Source organism: Streptomyces sp. NPDC033177, from assembly GCF_055577715.1.
In genome coordinates this window covers 141,547-158,687 of sequence record NZ_JBVIPS010000011.1, presented here as the reverse complement: position 1 = coordinate 158,687, position 17,141 = coordinate 141,547, and the positions used below count along the sequence as shown (strand labels likewise).

Here is a 17,141-nt window from a genome sequence, read left to right as displayed (position 1 = left end):
CGTGTGACCAGCGTGAATGGTACGTACCGACGGGTCGGTCGACCCTCTCCCGCCGGGCTGCGCTGTGGGGTACCGTCACCGGCGCTGTGCGGAGCGCCACAAGGAGCATCATTGCGCGAGTTCACGAACCCTCCGATGGCGTCGGCGCCGCCGGTGGGCGGCCTTGCCGACGTCGTGTTCGACCATGCCCTTGAGGATCCGCTCCACGTCGCCTTCGGCCGCAAGACCGACGGCGAGTGGCGTGACGTCACGTCGGCGGAGTTCCGCGACCAGGTGATGTCGCTCGCCAAGGGGCTGCTCGCCCAGGGCGTGCGCTTCGGTGACCGGGTCGCCATCATGTGCCGCACCCGCTATGAGTGGACGCTCTTCGACTACGCGCTCTGGTCGGTCGGCGCCCAGGTGGTGCCGGTCTACCCCACGTCCTCCGCCGAGCAGGTCTTCTGGATGCTGCACGACGCGCAGGTGTCGGCCGCCATGGTCGAGCACGAGGACCATGCGATGACGATCGGCTCGGTGATCGACCGGCTGCCGCAGCTCCGCAGGCTGTGGCAGCTGGACGCCGACGCCGTGGAGGAGCTGTACCGGGCGGGCCAGGACGTCGACGACGAGGTGGTCAACCGCCACCGCCGTGCCGTCACCCCCGACTCGATCGCCACGATCATCTACACCTCGGGCACCACGGGCCGCCCCAAGGGCTGTCTGATCTCCCACGCGAACTTCATGTTCGAGGCGGACACGGTCATCCAGCGCTGGGAGCCGGTATTCCACTCCCGGCGCGGCGACGAGGCGACAACGCTGCTCTTCCTGCCGCTCGCGCACGTCTTCGGGCGCATGGTGCAGGTCGCGGCGGTCCGCGGCGGGGTCAAGCTGGGCCATCAGCCGAGCCTGAACGCGGCGGCGCTCATCCCTGACCTGGCCGCGTTCCGCCCGTCGTTCATCCTGGCCGTGCCGTACATCTTCGAGAAGGTCTTCAACGCGGCACGGCGCAAGGCCGAGAAGGACGGCAAGACCGGTCCCTTCGACAAGGCCGTGGAGTGCGCCGTGCGGTACGCCGACGCGATGGAGGCCAGGGCGTTCGGCACCGGTCCAGGCCCCTCGGCAGCCCTGCGCATGCAGCACTCGCTCTTCGAGAAGCTCGTCTACGCCAAGGTGCGCGACGCGATGGGCGGTCGCGTCCGGCACGCGATGTCGGGCGGCTCCGGGATGGACCGGCGCCTCGGCCTGTTCTTCGCGGGCGCGGGCGTCGAGATCTACGAGGGCTACGGCCTGACCGAGTCGACCGCCGCCGCCACCGCCAACCCTCCCGAGCGCACCCGCTACGGCACGGTCGGTCAGGCCATCCCCGGCACCACCGTCTACATCGCGGAGGACGGCGAGGTCTGGCTGAACGGCGACAACGTCTTCCAGGGCTATCTCAACGACCCCAAGGCCACCGACGCGACCCTGCACGACGGCTGGCTCGCCACCGGCGACCTGGGCGCCCTTGACGAGGACGGCTACCTCACGATCACCGGGCGCAAGAAGGAGATCCTGGTGACGTCCGGCGGCAAGAGCGTCTCGCCGGGGCAGCTGGAGGAGCGGGTGCGCGACCATCCGCTGGTCGCGCAGTGCATCGTCGTCGGCAACGACCGCCCGTACATCGCGGCGCTCGTCACGCTGGACGGCGAGGCCGTCGAGCACTGGCTGAACATGCGCCGCAAGCCGCCGATGTCCCCGACCGACCTGGTGCGCGACCCGGACCTGGAGACCGAGGTGCGCCGCGCCGTGGTGGCCGCCAACACCCTCGTCTCCCAGGCCGAGTCGATCCGTACGTTCCGGATACTGGCCCACCAGTTCACCGAGGAGCACGGGCTGCTCACGCCCTCGCTGAAGCTCAAGCGCAAGGCGATCGAGACTGCATACACGGCTGAGGTCGAGGCCCTTTACCGCGCTTGACTTGCGCTGCTTCAAGGCCGCCGCTTCGCGGCGGATCTTTCCCGCCCATCCACCCGAAACTCTGCATCTGACGGGCCATCATTTAATGCCGCGGTGGTTATTGACGGTTCATCAGGTCCCGCACAGAATCAGCCCCACTTCGACGGAGGGGGCTCGACTCGTGTCGCGATCGATCCGCACCATCACCGCCACCGTGGCCGCACTGCTGCTCGCCACTGCCTGCAACTCCGCCTCCAACAGCAGTGATTCGAGCGGTGGCGACAAGACAGGCGGCTCCGTACGCGGCGTGAGCGCCGACTCCATCAAGGTCGGCGGCATCGTCTCCATGACGACCGCGAGCGGTTACAGCAAGAAGGACACCGACCTCGGCGCCAAGGCCCGCTTCGACCGCGTGAACGCCGAAGGCGGCGTGCACGGACGGAAGATCGACTACCTGGGCGCCGAGGACGACGGCCAGGACCCGGGCAAGAACCTCGCGGCGGCGCGCAAACTCGTCCAGCAGGACAAGGTGTTCGCGATCTCACCGATGAGCTCGGTGACCTTCTCCGGTGCCGACTTCCTCCAGAAGCAGAAGGTGCCGACCTTCGGCTGGGGCACCATCCCGCCCTTCTGCGGGCCGAGTTACATGTACGGCTACGGCGGCTGCATGGTCCCGATGCCGGGTGGCACCATCACCCAGAGCTGGCCCGAGGGCCTGAAGAAGGTGACGGACGGCTCGAAGGGCAGGTCCGTGGCCATCCTCGCCAACGACAACGACGCGGGCACCTTCGCCATCCGCACCTACAAGCAGAGCTTCGCGGCGGCCGGTTACAAGGTGACGTACGCCAAGTCGACCGTGCCCGCGACCTCCGTGCCGAGCGACTGGTCGGCGTACACCAAGGAGATCCTGCGCTCGGACGGCGGCAAGGCGCCGGACGTGGTCGTCTCCGTGATGCAGACCCCGTACAACATCGGCCTGTTCACGGCGGTCAAGCGCTCCGGCTTCAAGGGCGTGATCACCGACCCGACCGACTACGACCCCGGCCTCCTCGCCAAGAGCGCGACGAGGAAGGCACTCGACGGCGTGCACATCCTGCTCGCCTTCCAGCCGTTCGAGCAGAACACGGCGGCGATGAAGCAGTTCAAGGCGGACATCAGGAAGACCGCGGGCGAGGACGTGCCGCTCAACATGCACATGATGACCGGCTACATGTCGGCCGACCTCTTCCTCGCCATCGCCGAGAAGGCCGGCAAGGACCTGACCACCGACTCCTTCCAGCAGGCGGCGAACGGATTCTCCGACCAGGACACGATGGTCGGCGACCGCAGTCTGCCCAAGGGGCAGAAGGAGTCGTTCGGCTGTGGCGCCCTCGTGCAGCTGAAGGGCGGGAAGTACTCGGTGTCCGCGCCCTTCAAGTGCTACGAACCCATCCCCTTCAAGTAGCGGATTTTCCATCAGAAGGGGACGGCACCCATGTCTGATCTGCTGGGATTCGTGCTGAGCGGTCTCGTCTCCGGCGCCCTGTACGCGCTGCTCGCGACGGGCCTCGTCCTGTCCTACTCCGCCTCCGGGCTCTTCAACTTCGCGCACGGCGCGACCGCCTACCTCTGCGCGCTCGCCTTCTACGAACTCCACTCCGGCTTCGGCTGGCCCGCCCTGCCGACGGCCCTGCTCCTCGTCTGCGTCGTGGCGCCCGCGCTCGGCTGGGGACTCGACCGGCTCATGTTCCGGAAACTGGCGAGGGTGGGCGAGACCGCGCAGATCGTGGCGACGATCGGCCTGCTCGTCGCGCTGCCCGCGCTCGGCCTGTGGGTGGTGGAGCTCTTGGAGGACGCGGGGGCGTCCGTCAAGCCGGCCGAGAACCAGTTCGGTCTGCCGGGCGTGGGGCCCAGCCCCGCCAAGAACTGGCAGCTCATGGACGGCGTCGGCATCGACTCCGACCAGCTGATCACCTGGGTGGCGACGGCCGTCGTCGCGATCGGCCTGTGGGTCCTGATGCGGCACACACCGCTGGGGCTCCGGCTGCGGGCCGCGGTGGACAACCGCTCGCTGGTGGAGCTGCGGGGCATGAGCGCGGACCGGCTCTCCTCGGTGGCGTGGATGCTGTCGTCGGGGCTCGCGGGCCTGGCGGGCGTCCTCGCGACACCGCTGCTCGGCCTTTCCTCGCACGACTTCACCCTCTTCCTGTTCGTGTCGGCCACGGCCGCCGTGCTCGGGCGCTTCATGTCGATCCCGCTGGCCTTCGCGGGCGGGCTCGGCCTGGGTGTCCTGCAGAACCTGGTGGCCGGGTACGCGGATTTCGCGGAGAAGATCACCGGTTTCCGCACGGCGGTCCCCTTCCTGATCCTCTTCGCCGGGCTGCTCCTCATGGCACGGCGGCAGCGGACGGCGGGCACGGCGGCGGTGGACGCGCCGCCGATCGACTATCTCGCGGGGAAGTCGTGGATGCGGCGCTGGGGGCCGTGGGCCGCCGGGGGCGTACTGCTCGCGCTCTCCTTCTACACGGTCACCACCCCCTTCTGGAGCGGGATCCTCGCTCAGGGCCTGGCGATCTCCCTGGTCTTCGTCTCCTTCACCGTGGTGACGGGCCTCGGCGCGATGGTGTCCCTGGCCCAGGCGACATTCGTGACGGGCGCGGCGCTCGTGGCGGGACTGCTGATGAGCCATGGGTGGCCGTTCATCGCCGCGGCTCTCGTGGGGACGTGCGGTGCGGCCGTGCTCGGCGCCCTCGTCGCGCTGCCCGCGCTGCGCCTCGGCGGCCGGTCACTGGCGCTCGCCACGCTCGCGCTGGCCTTCCTCGCCGACCAAGTCCTCTTCCAGATGGGGTGGTTGAGGAATGGCGACACCGGGTGGGAGATCCCGCGTGCCGTCTTCGGCCCCGTCGATCTGAGCGATGACCGGGCGATGGGCGTGGCGATGGTCGTCCTCGTCGCGGTGGCCGTGGCCGCGCTCAGCGCGCTGCGGGGGTCGGCGACGGGGCGGGCCATGCTGGCGGTGCGGTCCGCTCCCGCGGCGGCGATGGCCTCCGGGGTCTCGGTGGTCCGGACGAAGCTGCTCCTGTTCACGCTGTCGGCCGGGCTCGCCGGTTTCGGTGGCGTGATGTACGCGTCGTACAACACCCGCATCACTGCCACGGACTTCACCGCGATGACGGGCCTCGTGTGGCTGGCGGTGGTGGTGGCCGCGGGAGTGCGGAGGCCGCAGTTCGCGGTGGTGGCGGGGCTGGTCTTCGCGATCATGCCGCACCTGATCGCCGACTACGTGACGGAGTCGGTGCAGCTGCCGGTGATCCTGTTCGGGTTGGCGGGGTTGGCTTTGGCCAATGATCCGGACGGGTACTGCGCGGCGGTGTCCGTGCGGGTGCATCGGCAGCGGGTGGCGAAGGCTTCAGCCCGTCCGGCGTTTGAGGACGAGCGCGGCGGAGCCGGTGATGCACGTCTGCCCGTCGGCGGGGCCGACGATCGGCGGTCACCCGCGGCGGCGGAGCCGGTTTCGGGAAGGGGCGGGCTTGGGGAAGGAAACCCGCCTTCCCTCGCCCTCCACGACATCCACGCCGGATACGACGGCACCCCCGTCCTCCACGGAGTGACCCTCACCGTCCACCCCGGCGAGATCGTCGCCCTCCTAGGACCCAATGGCGCGGGCAAGTCCACGACGTGCAAGGCCGCCGCCGGACTCCTCGCCCCCACCAGGGGCGAGATCCACGTCGCCGGGGCGGACGCCACCCGCACCGGCCCCATCCACCGCTCCCGTGCGGGAGTCGTCCTCGCCCCCGAGGGCCGCGGCATCTTCCCCGCCCTCACCATCGAAGAGAACCTCACCCTGCACCTGAAGGAGGGGCACGCACGCGACGCCGTCTACGACCGCTTCCCCGGCCTCGCCGCACGGCGGAAGGTCACCGCGGGATCCCTCTCCGGAGGAGAACAGCAGATGCTCGCCCTCGCGCCCCTCCTCCAGCACCCGCCCAAGGTGCTGATCGCGGACGAGCCGTCCCTCGGCCTCGCCCCCCGCGTCGTCGAGGAAGTCTTCCGGCTGCTCGCCGAACTCCGGGACTCCGGTACGGGGTTGCTCCTCGTCGAGGAGAAGGCGGCCGAGATCCTCGGCGTCGCCGACACCGTCGCCTATCTCGCACAGGGCCGGGTCTCCTGGTGCGGCCCGCGCTCCGAGGTACGGGCGGACCAGCTGACCGAGGCCTATCTGGGCATAGCCGCGCGGGACCGCACCGAAGGAGTGGGCAGGCCATGAGCGAGCGCGTACTCGAAGCTGCCGGAATCGGCGTCCGCTTCGGCGGCATCCACGCCCTCACCGACGTGGACCTGAGCCTTCTCCCCGGCGAGGTCTGCGGCCTCATCGGCCCCAACGGAGCAGGCAAGACCACCCTGTTCGACGTCGTCTCCGGCATCCGCCGCCCCGACCAGGGGCGCGTCCTGCTCGACGGTGCCGACGTCACCCGCCGCTCCCCCGTCTGGCGCGCCCGCCACGGCATGCGCCGCACCTTCCAGCGCCAGCAGCTCTTCGGGCAGCTCACGGTCGGTGACAATCTCCTGGTCGCGCAGGAGTGGCGCGGGGGCGGTGGTGGGTTCGCCGCGGATCTGCTGGCGGCGCCCACCCGCCGCAGGCACGAGAACGAACGACGCGCGCGCACCTCAACTGTCCTTCGGGAGTGCGGACTTGAGGCCCTGTCGGACCACTACGCGGGCGCGCTGCCCGTCGGCCGGGCCCGCATGGTGGAACTGGCACGCGCGGTGGCGGACCCGCCCAGGGTGCTGCTCCTGGACGAGCCCGCCTCCGGCATGACGGCCGACGAACGCGCCCAGCTGTCGGCGGTCATCCGGCACCTCGCGGACGAGGAGAACTGCGCCGTGCTCCTCGTGGAGCACAACGTCGCCTTCGTGATGGAGCTCTGCGCCCGCGTGGTCGTCCTCGACTTGGGCCATGTCCTGGCCGAGGGCACGGCGGCCGAGGTACGCGCGGACCCCCGGGTAAGGGACGCATATCTGGGCACGACGGCGACTTAGCCACAGGGCATCCGAGCATTTACCAGTCGTTCACATAAGTATTCCGCGTTCAAAGATGTGCAATAGAGTCGTGCCTATGGGAGTGGTCAAGGAATGCGGCACCGCACGTGATCGTTGACCATGGGAGTACCACCCGACGACTTAAGGATCGAGAGCTCGTGAGCAAGGTCCCCCCGATCATCCTGAACAACGGCGTCGAGATGCCGCAGCTCGGTTTCGGCGTCTGGCAGGTCCCGGACGACGAGGCCCAGGCGGCCGTCGCGACGGCGCTGGAGGCCGGGTACCGCAGCATCGACACCGCTGCCGTCTACGGCAACGAAGAGGGCACCGGCAAGGCCATCGCCGCTTCGGGCATCGCCCGCGAGGAGCTCTTCGTCACGACGAAGCTCTGGAACACCGACCAGGGATACGACTCCACGCTGCGGGCCTTCGACACGTCCCTGGAGAAGCTCGGCCTCGATTACGTGGACCTGTACCTGATCCACTGGCCGCTGCCCTCCAAGGGCCTCGCCGTGGACACGTACAAGGCCTTCGAGAAGATCCAGGCCGACGGCCGCGCGAAGTCCATCGGCGTCTCGAACTTCCTGCCCGAGCACCTGGAGAAGCTTCTCGCCGAGACGTCCGTCGTCCCGGCGGTCAACCAGATCGAGCTCCACCCGCACCTCCAGCAGCACGCCCTCCGCGAGTTCCACGCGGAACAGGGCATCGCCACGGAGGCCTGGTCCCCGCTCGGCCAGGGCAAGGGCCTCCTCGAGGTCCCGGCGATCATCGCCATCGCCCAGAAGCACGGCCGCACACCGGCCCAGGTCGTCCTGCGCTGGCACATCCAGTTGGGCAACGTAGTGATCCCCAAGTCCGTGACCCCGTCCCGGATCAAGGAGAACATCGACGTCTTCGACTTCGAACTGGACCCCGAGGACATGGCGGCGATCAGCGCCTTGAACGAGGACCGCCGCCTGGGCCCGGACCCGGCGTCGTTCGACGTGGCCTGAGGCTGCGACCGCGCTGCGGCGAAGTCACTCTGGGGCGTCCCCGTCCGGTCCACGCCGGGCGAGGGCGCCCCGTGGTCGTCCCAGCGTCCGCGGGCGCGACGAACGACCGGGTCGACTACCCCTCAACAGGTGTCCTCATACTTGGTAGTTGGCAGGTACGTACGCCACTGCGCCTTACTGAGGCCGCCCCGGGCGCGGTCACACACGATGTCCGCGGCGCGGTCCGCCGCAAGCTGTATCGAGCGAGCGGGAATGTGCGCGGTCGCCACCCGGAGCTCGTCCCCCGCGAAGCCGAGTGCCAGGACGGGTCCGTCGATGCCGGGGTACTCGGTGCCCGCGAGGCGCGGGGTGTCGGTCTCCCACACGCGTATGGCACCGTCCGCCCCGCCCGCAGCGAAGTAGCGGCCGTCCTCGGAGAAGGTCAGGGCCGAGACGAGTGGCTCGTCGTCATCTGCCCAGTCGTACGAGCCCGCGGAGAGTACGCCGAGTACGCGAATGCCACGGGCGTCCCACAGCGTGAGTCTGCCGTCCTCGTCGGCCACGGCGAGGTAGCGGCCGTCAGGACTGTAGGCGGCGGCATCCAACAGGTCCTCGCCGGTCACCGCCCGTGTGGACCGCCCCGTCGCGAGGTCGGTCAGTACACCGTCCCAGGTGAGCACGGAGCGCCCGTCGGGAGACAGCGTCCCCGAGAGTCCGCCGGTCGGCCTGCTCAGCACCTTCCTGCGGGTGTCTCCGCCGACCTTCCAGACCTCGATCTCCCAGTTGTCGTTGTCCCGCGCACCCGACGGCGTGCCCACAGCGACCACTCCCCCGCCGTTCGCCGGAACCACGAGACCCTCGACCGACAACGGCACCGTCGCGCGGGCCGACTCCCTGCCCCGCCCGATGTCCCACTGCCGGACGACGGTGTCCCTCTCCCCCACGAAGGCGTATGCGAGGTTCTGCCCGTCCGGCGAGAACGCCCACGGCGGCTCCCCGCAGTCCGCGCACAGCGGACCGGGCAACGGCCGTGACACGACACCGTTCCGCGTGTCACGCAGCCTGAACTCCGCCTTGTCGGCGTGCCGTTCGACGGTCGCGAGGGTTCGCCCATCCGGGCTGAAGCGTGCCGCAACCAGGGGCTGCTCCGACCGGCGCGCCGACAGGGCCGCACGGATGTCGAGGGTTCGTACGACGTCGTCGTTGGCCTGGTAGCGGATCACTCCCTTCGCCACGTCAAGCCGCACGCCGGAGGCCGCACGGTCTCGCACGGAGTAGCGGAGCAGCGGCCTGCCGGGCGTCTCTGTCCGCCGCAGCGTGATCTCCCCGCCGGCGAGGACTGCCACCGTTGCGCCGTCCTCGGCGAAAGCCAGGCTCCCCTCGGAAGGGAGATCGATCCGCGGACGTTCCCGGCCGGTCCGCGGCTCCCAGGTCCGGACGCCGTCAGCCGTCGAGAAGGCCAGTGCCTCACTGTCCGGTGTGAACGTCAGCTCCGGGGCACCGCACACCTGCTCGTCCACCTCACGCGGCCAAGTGCTCCGAAGCTCTCGTCCCTTCGCGACGTCGCGAACAGAGAGACGGGCGCCGGTCTCCGAGCAGGTCGCCAGCAGTCGGTCGTCCGGACTGAGCGCGGGTGCCGGGCTGTCCGTGGCCCTGCCGCGGACCTGGTCGAGCAGCTTGTGCCCTCGTACGTCCCATACCTGGACCGTGGCCCCGTCACGCACCCCTGTGCGAAGGATGAACGTCCGGCCGCTCGGGCCGAACCAGCCGTCCGTGTCCCGCCACTCGCCCGTACCGAAGCGAGGGCCCGCGGCGCGGCCCCTGCGCAGGTCCCACACGAGTACGCCACGCTTGCTGTGCCGGGCGAACAGGCGTCCGTCGGCGCTGACACCCATGCCGTTCTCGTGGGCTCCCGGCACCTTGTACGTGCCGATACGACGTTGTCCGCTCACGTCCCACCGCACCACGCGGTCACGGTCGATGGCCGTCAGTGTGCGGCCGTCCGAGCTCAATTGGAACGGCGCGTTCGGTGCGGTGCCGTCGTCTGGATCGGAGAACGCATCCTGTTCCTGCCAGGCCCCCGCGGAACGCACCGCCTCTCGCGTCTCCGGGAGGTCCGCCACCCGCCAAGCCGCCAGGCTCAGCCGCATCGCGGTCTCCGGATCCGAGAGCCGCAGCGTCTGCGCGACGCCGACGATTCGGCGCGCCTCAGCTTCCGCCCGCTGCCGCTCCCCGTTCCGGTTCTGCTGCCAGGCGGCGACGCCCGCCACCACGGCGAGGCAGAGCAGCACGGCAAGGCCGGACAACAGGGCGCGGGTACGCCGAGCCGCGCGGGCCGCGGCCCGTGCTCCCGCCTCGTGCGCTGCGACGCCGGCCTTGAGGAAATCGGCTTCCAGCGAGCTGAGTTCACCCACCGCGGGGTGCTCACCGAATATCTCCCGGGCCGTCTGGAGGCGCGTCCCCCGGTACACCGCCCCCGGATCCCGCCCGAGGTCCTCCCACGTCACCGCCGCCTCGGTCAGTGCCCGGTGCAGCCGCAGCCGGTCCCGGTCGGCATCCACCCACGCCCGCAGTCTCGGCCACGCGCTGATCAAGGCCTCATGTGCGAGGTCCACCGTCGAGCCGTCGATGGTGAGCAGCCGCGCGGCAACCAGTCGTTCCAGCACGTCGTCGCAGTCGGGCGGCAGTTCGGCACGGTCCACGGGACGGCGGGTGTCCTGCGTGCCGTTGCCCGGTGCGACCAGTCTCAGGAGCAGTCGGCGCGCCGTCGCCGCCTGCGCCTCCGTCAGTTGCCCGAAGACGTTCTCCGCGGTGTGCGCGATGGCACCTCTCACACCGCCGATCGCTTCGTAGGCCGCCTCCGTCAGCGTCTTGCCGCTGCGCCGCCGCCACACTTCGCGCAGCGCGTGCGCCATGAGCGGAAGACCGCCTGGCTCCCCTGCCACGTCGGCCACGATCCGGGCGGTCAACGATTTCTCCACCACCAGCCGTTCGGCAGCCGCGGGTCTGACGACGGCTTCACGCAGTCGGCCCGGCGACATGGGGCCGACCAAGAGGCTGGCGTCTCCTATCGCGTCGGCCAGCGCCCCGTGTTCCGCGCAGCGGCCGTAGAAGTCCGCCCGCAGGGCGACCAGCGCCCGCAGGCGGCTGCCAGGAGCGCTCGCCTCCAGCAATCCGTCCAGGAACCGCATACGTTCCGCGGGGTCGTGACAGAGCGAGAAGACCTCCTCGAACTGATCGACCACGAGAAGGGTGTCACCGTCACGGTCGGTGGGCGTCAGAAGGCTCTGATGCCTACGGGCAGGCCGGTCTCCCGGGGTGAGGACCCGGATCGCGGCGGGGCGCCATGCGCCGGTGGACTTCCGCAGCGCCGGTATGAGTCCGGCCCGCAACAGCGACGACTTGCCGCTGCCGGAGGCGCCGATCACCGCCGTGAGGCGCCGCTGGGAAACGAGCCGCACCAACTGCTCCACGAGATCGCCGCGGCCGTGGAAGCGGGCTTGGTCGTCGGTGCCGAATCTGGTGAGACCCGGATAGGGGGACTCGCCCTCGTCCACGTCCCGTTCGGCGTCCTCGGCGACCGTCTCGTACCAGCGTCGCTCCCATGCCTCCGGGTCACCGTCGCACGCGGAAACATAGGCGAGCAGCACGGGCAGCGTCGGCAACCGTTCCCCCGCGGCCGCCGCGGAGAGCGTCGGCGCCGAATAGGGCACGCGCTGCGCCATCGCCCGGTACGTGGGGCCACCCGCGTCACCACGGAGCTTGCGGAGTTCGTGCGCGAAGCGCTGCACGGGGCCCGCCGTCGGCTCCAGTGGCTTTTCCCGACGCCCCATTTCCCGCCAGCCCCTCCCAGCCCCCTCTGGTCAAGATCCGGGACCACGTTAGCAATTGATTGGCCCGGCGGAACAGGGCTGCCCATCAATCCTCACGCCGCTGAACTCGGCTTTGCGCGCCCGCCCTTGGGCCCGTGAACAGCCGACGCACTCGCACGGGGAGCCCGCCATCGCCACCGCCACACAGCCCGTTCCTCCGCCGCCGTCGCGGACATCCGCGCACGATGCCGAACGTGCTCTTCGCCTCAGGGGCCGGGCTCGGTTGTTGTCCGCCGTCCTGCCAGGTGCGCTGCTCGCCCTCGCTCTCGGCCTCTGGGGCGTACGCCGGGGCGGCCACATGTGGCGGGATGAAGCCGTCACCTACGACATGGCGAACCGCGGGTTCTCCGACCTGTGGCACACCCTGGGGAACGCGGACGCCGTCCACGGGCTCTACTACGTGCTGTCGTTCGGTCTCTTCCACATGTGCGAACTGTTCGGCGGGGCGGACCCGTTGCTCGTCATGCGCGTCCCGTCCGTCCTCGCCATGAGTGCGGCCGCCGCCGGTGTGGCGCTGATCGGGCGCCACCTGGCCGGTCCGTGTACGGGTCTGCCGGCCGGAGTCGCGTTCGCGCTCGTGCCGTCGATCCAGCGATTCGCGCAGGAGGGGCGCTCGTACGCGATGGTCTGCGCGATGGTCGTATGGGCTACGTACATGCTGGTACGCGCGGTCTCGGCCGCCCCGCGTCGGGCACGCCGCCTGTGGTGCTGGTACGCCGCCCTGCTGCTGGTGACGTGTCTGCTGCACGAGTTCGCGGTGTTCGCGCTGCCCGCGCACGCACTGGCGTTGCCAAGGGCCGCACGTCGGCGATTCGCCCTTGCGGCGGCGGTCGTGGTCACGGGCCTTGCGCCGCTCGCCGTGCTGAGCCAGCGGCAGAAAGACCAGGTGGGGTGGCTGCACATCGACCTGGGCGTCTACGCGGGCGCCGCCGGTATGTGCGTGGCCGGGGCTGTCTGTGCCGCGCTGCTGGGCAGACAGCCGAGGAATGCGGGACAGCCGATCGGGTTGCGTCGGCTAGCCCTGGCTCTGCTCGTCGCCCCCACTCTCACGCTGCTGCTCATCGCACCGGTCAAGCCTCTCTACATGGATCGCTACGTCCTGTACGGCCTGGCCGGGCTCGCGTTGCTCGTCGGCGCACTCGTCGACCGGTTCGCACGCGGCGGACGTGCGCGCTGCGCCGTCGTCGTGGTGGCCGGTTTCGGCGCCGTGATCGCGCTGGTGCCCGTCAGCATGCATGTGCATACCCCGGAGAGCCGTCTCGACGACACGAAAGCCGTCACCCAGGCCATTCAAGACGTAAGCAGGGAGGGCGACGCCGTGCTGTACATGCCGCTGCGACGCCGGGTCTGGTCTCTTCCGCACCCGCAGGCTGTCGCGGGGCTGGACGACCTCGCCCTCGAACGGAGTCCGGCCGCTTCACACACCCTGTACGGCACAGAGGCGCCCGCCGATGTCATCCGCGCCCGGATGCTCGGGCAGCGCCGGATCGTCTTCGTCACTGACCCCTCGCGTGATCCCGGAGACCTGATCGAGCAGGAGACCGTGAAGCGTGACGTCCTGAAGGACCGCTTCGAGCAGTGCGGCACCGAGAGCGCCCGGGGCTGGCGCGTCACCCTGTACGCCCGCCCCGGTCACTGCCCGCCTATTCCTTGACCCCCACATGCACCGTCTGCGCCGACAGCAGGAACACGTCGGGCCTGTGGTGCAGGCTCTGTTCGTCGGTTGCGTCCAGGAGGCGGTCGACCGTGGTCAGGTCGTCGGGGGCGAGGGTGTCCTCGTGCATGTCCCGGCGGCGGGAGAGCTCGGAGATGATCTGGGCACGGGCCGCCTCGGAGACCGGGGCCGGCAGGTCCAGGAGGAAAGTGCGGGTGCCCGCGTGGTGCAGGCCCGCCTCCTTGAGGAGCGTGGGCCAGTCCTCCGTGACCGCCTTCGCGCCCGGCAGGTCAGCGCGCATCCGCGTGAACCACTCGTCGTCCGCCAGGTCGAAGCGGGTCTGCAGGCCCGGACGGCCGAAGCCGATGTCGCGGGGCAGGCTGCGCTGGTTAAGGCCGCCCTCCAGGAGGGCGATCGCACCGCCCGGCGCGAGGCGGTCCGCCAGGGCTGCCAGTGCGCCCTCCTGGTCTCCTACGTGGTGCAGGGCCCTGCCGATCCAGAGGAGGTCCGCGGGTGGCAACTCGTTGATCTGGTAGGGAAGTTCCGCGCGCAACGTACTGAAGCGGTCCGTCAGGTTCTCCCTGGCCGCCCGCTCCCGCGCCCGCTCCAGGAGGGGATCCGCCGGGTCCACCGCGATGACGTCCGCCTTGGGGAAGATTTCCGCCAGGAGGAAGGAAATGGACCCCGAGCCGCTGCCGACGTCCGCGATCAAGGCGGGCTCCGGCTGCCATGTGCGCAGCCACGCGGCGATCTCGCGGTTCTGCGGGGCGGCGAGCTCCGCGTTCCGTTCCAGCATCGGGCCCATGGTGGCCCAGTCGATGTCCTCGTGGTGGTGACCGTGCTTGTTGCCGCTGCCGTGGCCGTGCTTGTGGTCATGGCCGTGTTTGTGGTCGTGGGCCATCTTTGCTGCCGCCTTCGCGTGTCCGATGGATTGGGGTCCGAGCCGTCTCCAGCCTGCGCCGCCGTCCCACTCCCGGCCACTCACCTTGCGGTTTCGGCAAATACGGAGGGCTGGCGGAGGGCCAGCCCGGTCAGGAATAGCGGGAGTGGAGCTTCCGAGCCGTTGCCGCCAATCGCGCGCGCAGTTCCGGTGGCTCCAGCACCTCGATGTCCGCCCCCAGGCGGAGGAACTCGTCGTGGGCGTGGTCCACGGACTCGATGGGCAGCACCGCCCGGATCCAGCCCTCACCGCCGGGAGCGTCGGGTTCGGTCCGGCCCGTCGCCTCAGCGGCGCGGGCCGCGGGGCCCGTCAGGCGGGACACCGCGCGCGGCGCCAGGCGTACGACCGCCTCGCCCTGCTGCAACCGCGCGTGGAAGGACTCCTGGTACGACGTCCAGTGCGCCGCCAGATCGAAGGTCGAGGGGATCTCGAACTGCGAGTGAGTGGCAGTGAGTTGGAGTATCTGGTCGACTCTGTACGTGCGCGGCTCGCCCGCCTCGGTTGCCGCCGCTATCACGTACCAGCGGCCCGCCTTCAGGACCAGGCCGTACGGGCGCAGGCTGCGCTCCACTTCCGTGGGGGCCCGCCAGCGGCGGTAGCGGACGTGCAGGACCCGGCTGTCCCAGACCGCGGCGGCGACCGCGGTCAGGTGGGGTACGTCGTCGGGGCAGGCGTACCAGCCCGGGGCGTCCAGGTGGAAGCGGGCGCCGACCCGGTCGGCGTGCGGGCGCAGCTCCGCCGGGAGCGCGGCGCGCACCTTGAGCTGGGCGGCGGCGAGGACCGGGCCGAGGCCCAGCTCCGCGGCCGGGCCCGGCGCACCCGCCAGGGAGAGCGCCCCCGCTTCCGGCGCGGTCAGGCCGGTGAGGCGGGTGCGGTAGCCGTCCAGGAGCCGGTAGCCGCCCGCGTGGCCTGCGTCCCCGTAGAGCGGGATCCCCGCGGTGTGCAGCGCTTCGACGTCCCGGTAGACCGTGCGGACCGACACCTCCAGCTCGTCGGCCAGCTGGGCAGCCGTCAGCCGGCCCCTGGTCTGCAGCAGCAGGATGATCGAGACGAGTCTGTCCGCCTTCATGGCCATCCCATCCGAGCCGCGGCAGCGGATCCTCTGAACTCACTGACACGACTTCACTGACACAGGATGTCAGTGAAGTCGGCCTAGCGTGCCCGGCATGGCCTTCCAGGAGAAACTGCTGCACTCGCCGCCGCCCATCGAGGTCGCGGGCCGCCGCGTCAAGCGCTATCACGTCACCGCCGACCCGGCGGGCATCGATCCCGCCGTCGAGAAGGCGGCGTACGAGATCCTGCCCCGGCTCCTTCCCGAGCCGGACGGAACGCCGCCCGCGACGTTCGTCGTGCTGCACCGGGGCGGGGACAGCGGGGCCTACCTCAACGCGTACAGCTGGGTGTGGGACAACGTCCTGCACTGCCGCGTCGCCGTCGCCGGTCAGCCCGCGCTCGGCTGCCCCGACCAGGACCCGGCACATTTCATGCTCCTGGACCGGCCGCTGATCGGCTGCGTCTGGGAGTTGCCGCCGCTGCTTCACGAACGCGACGCCTGGATACGGCACTTGCTCGCTCCCGAGCTGCCCCGGCTGCCCGACCTCGACGCCTACATCGCGGACACTCTGCCCGACGGCACCACAGGAGACCACCGCGTCACAGGAGACCACCCCACCTCAGCACCCACGCAGGCCGTCACCGGAACGACGTGAGCGTGAATCTCGGGTCGGGGCGCGGCGCCTCCTGGTCCGGCAGGGACGCGAGACCCTTCGCGAGCTCGGTGGCCAGGGGGCTGTCGGGCGGGATGCGGGTGAACCAGCCCCGGCGGATGTCCTCGATCGTGGAGCGGGGGGTGCGGCCCTGGCCGTGGCCCCGGAAGCGGGTCCCGCCGGCCGGGGTCAGGCCCTGTGCCGCCGCGTACGCCTCGACCGCCTGGGCGCGGTCGACCGCGGGGCCCACCGGGCGCGGGGCAAGGACGGCGTCGATGTCGCTGCCCACGTCGTGCGCGGCGGCCTTGTCGACGGTCGTGACGAACACACCGCCGGGCCGCAGCACGCGGGTGCACTCGGCGACGACCGCCGCGGCCTCATCGGCGCCGGAGAGCAGATGGAGCAGCCACACCGCGCTCACCGCATCGAACGAGGCGTCAGGGAAAGGGAGTTGACGACTGTCTCCCAGGACGATGGCGCCCGGAATTCGTCCCGACGCCATGCGCGCCATGTTGTGCGCCGAGTCGACCCCGGTCACCCGCAGGCCCGCCCCGGCGAGGCTCCGGGTGACGAGGCCCGTGCCGCAGGCGACGTCCAGGAGGGTGCGGGCGTCCGGCGGCAGCAGGCCACGGACGGCGGCGGCAGCGGCATCGGCGCGCGGCTCACCGCCCCGCGAGGCGTCGTAGCGGTCGGCTTCCTTGCCGTAGTCCAGCATCCGCGCCTAGACCGCCCCGTGCCCGACGGCCAGCTCTTCGACCCGGCCGGCGAGGTCGAAGTCGCGCACGGTGAGAGCGCCGCCCACGCTGTGCGTGTTCACGGACAGGGTGACCGTGTTGTAGCCAAGCGTCAGCTCGGAGTGGTGGTCGAGCTCCTCCTGGATCTGCGCGATGTGCACGACCATCGCGGTCGCGGCGAAGTGCGAGCCGAGCCGGAAAGATCGGGTGATCTTGTCGCCTGTGAGCGACCAGCCGGGCAGCTCCGCGAGCCGCTCCTCGACGTCCTTCTGTGACAGCGGTTCGAGTGACATGGCCGCGCCCCTTTCAGTGCGTACGGACGTGTGTCCCT

General features: G+C 70.5%; 12 protein-coding genes. 7 read left to right on the top strand and 5 right to left on the bottom strand.

The features are described from left to right. Nucleotides 1-111: 111 nt before the first annotated feature. The 5 genes from ACZ5U5_RS33515 (at nt 112) to ACZ5U5_RS33495 (ending at nt 7,925) form a co-directional block, all read left to right on the top strand. Nucleotides 112-1,935, top strand: a complete 1,824-nt coding sequence (locus tag ACZ5U5_RS33515) for an AMP-dependent synthetase/ligase (RefSeq protein WP_469029256.1) — start codon at nt 112-114, stop codon at nt 1,933-1,935. Nucleotides 1,936-2,095: 160 nt separating this feature from the next. After that, nucleotides 2,096-3,358, top strand: a complete 1,263-nt coding sequence (locus ACZ5U5_RS33510; protein WP_469029253.1) for an ABC transporter substrate-binding protein — start codon at nt 2,096-2,098, stop codon at nt 3,356-3,358. A 30-nt stretch (nt 3,359-3,388) separates the two neighbouring features. Then, nucleotides 3,389-6,160 (top strand): ABC transporter permease subunit, encoded by a 2,772-nt coding sequence (locus tag ACZ5U5_RS33505; RefSeq protein ID WP_469029250.1) that lies wholly within the window; start codon nt 3,389-3,391, stop codon nt 6,158-6,160. Then, nucleotides 6,157-6,933, top strand: a complete 777-nt coding sequence (locus ACZ5U5_RS33500) for an ABC transporter ATP-binding protein (protein WP_469029248.1) — start codon at nt 6,157-6,159, stop codon at nt 6,931-6,933. Before ACZ5U5_RS33505 ends, ACZ5U5_RS33500 begins: the two co-directional genes overlap by 4 nt. Before the next feature lie 200 nt (nt 6,934-7,133). Then, nucleotides 7,134-7,925 carry an aldo/keto reductase gene (locus ACZ5U5_RS33495; RefSeq protein WP_469029809.1) on the top strand — a complete coding sequence of 264 codons (792 nt, stop codon included), beginning with the start codon at nt 7,134-7,136 and terminating at the stop codon, nt 7,923-7,925. A 122-nt stretch (nt 7,926-8,047) separates the two neighbouring features. Here the strand turns inward: ACZ5U5_RS33495 and ACZ5U5_RS33490 are convergent, their stop codons facing one another. Next, nucleotides 8,048-11,737 carry an nSTAND1 domain-containing NTPase gene (locus ACZ5U5_RS33490; protein ID WP_469029246.1) on the bottom strand — a complete coding sequence of 1,230 codons (3,690 nt, stop codon included), beginning with the start codon at nt 11,735-11,737 and terminating at the stop codon, nt 8,048-8,050. 262 nt (nt 11,738-11,999) lie between these two features. On the opposite strand from ACZ5U5_RS33490, the gene ACZ5U5_RS33485 reads away from it, so the two are divergent. Continuing rightward, nucleotides 12,000-13,430: a glycosyltransferase family 39 protein gene (locus ACZ5U5_RS33485; RefSeq protein WP_469029244.1), complete on the top strand. Its 1,431-nt coding sequence runs from the start codon at nt 12,000-12,002 to the stop codon at nt 13,428-13,430. On the opposite strand, the gene ACZ5U5_RS33480 is transcribed toward ACZ5U5_RS33485, so the two are convergent. Together ACZ5U5_RS33480 and ACZ5U5_RS33475 are read right to left on the bottom strand one after the other, a co-directional pair. Further along, on the bottom strand, nt 13,420-14,331 hold the full coding sequence (locus ACZ5U5_RS33480; protein ID WP_469029241.1) for a class I SAM-dependent methyltransferase: 912 nt from the start codon (nt 14,329-14,331) through the stop codon (nt 13,420-13,422). The two genes, ACZ5U5_RS33485 and ACZ5U5_RS33480, sit on opposite strands and share 11 nt — an antisense overlap. A 130-nt stretch (nt 14,332-14,461) precedes the next feature. Continuing rightward, complete coding sequence (locus ACZ5U5_RS33475) at nt 14,462-15,439, bottom strand: helix-turn-helix transcriptional regulator (RefSeq protein ID WP_469029239.1); 978 nt, start codon at nt 15,437-15,439, stop codon at nt 14,462-14,464. A 97-nt stretch (nt 15,440-15,536) separates the two neighbouring features. Between ACZ5U5_RS33475 and ACZ5U5_RS33470 the strand changes: the two genes are divergently transcribed. After that, the gene (locus ACZ5U5_RS33470) at nt 15,537-16,079 is read left to right on the top strand and encodes a hypothetical protein (RefSeq protein ID WP_469029237.1); all 543 of its coding nucleotides are present in this window, start codon (nt 15,537-15,539) and stop codon (nt 16,077-16,079) included. Here the strand turns inward: ACZ5U5_RS33470 and ACZ5U5_RS33465 are convergent. After that, nucleotides 16,063-16,791: a class I SAM-dependent methyltransferase gene (locus tag ACZ5U5_RS33465; RefSeq protein ID WP_469029233.1), complete on the bottom strand. Its 729-nt coding sequence runs from the start codon at nt 16,789-16,791 to the stop codon at nt 16,063-16,065. The two genes, ACZ5U5_RS33470 and ACZ5U5_RS33465, sit on opposite strands and share 17 nt — an antisense overlap. 6 nt (nt 16,792-16,797) lie before the next feature. Further along, nucleotides 16,798-17,103, bottom strand: coding sequence for a 4a-hydroxytetrahydrobiopterin dehydratase (locus tag ACZ5U5_RS33460; protein ID WP_469029231.1), 306 nt, complete (start codon nt 17,101-17,103; stop codon nt 16,798-16,800). Nucleotides 17,104-17,141: the final 38 nt, after the last annotated feature.

Bases quoted from the DNA above. Each gene is read 5' to 3' on its own strand.
- ACZ5U5_RS33460 (WP_469029231.1), bottom strand. From the start codon at position 17,103: ATGTCACTCGAACCGCTGTCACAGAAGGACGTCGAGGAGCGGCTCGCG.
- ACZ5U5_RS33495 (WP_469029809.1), top strand. From the start codon at position 7,134: ATGCCGCAGCTCGGTTTCGGCGTCTGGCAGGTCCCGGACGACGAGGCC.
- ACZ5U5_RS33475 (WP_469029239.1), bottom strand. From the start codon at position 15,439: ATGAAGGCGGACAGACTCGTCTCGATCATCCTGCTGCTGCAGACCAGG.
- ACZ5U5_RS33490 (WP_469029246.1), bottom strand. From the start codon at position 11,737: ATGGGGCGTCGGGAAAAGCCACTGGAGCCGACGGCGGGCCCCGTGCAG.
- ACZ5U5_RS33465 (WP_469029233.1), bottom strand. From the start codon at position 16,791: ATGCTGGACTACGGCAAGGAAGCCGACCGCTACGACGCCTCGCGGGGC.
- ACZ5U5_RS33480 (WP_469029241.1), bottom strand. From the start codon at position 14,331: ATGGCCCACGACCACAAACACGGCCATGACCACAAGCACGGCCACGGC.
- ACZ5U5_RS33505 (WP_469029250.1), top strand. From the start codon at position 3,389: ATGTCTGATCTGCTGGGATTCGTGCTGAGCGGTCTCGTCTCCGGCGCC.
- ACZ5U5_RS33500 (WP_469029248.1), top strand. From the start codon at position 6,157: ATGAGCGAGCGCGTACTCGAAGCTGCCGGAATCGGCGTCCGCTTCGGC.
- ACZ5U5_RS33470 (WP_469029237.1), top strand. From the start codon at position 15,537: ATGGCCTTCCAGGAGAAACTGCTGCACTCGCCGCCGCCCATCGAGGTC.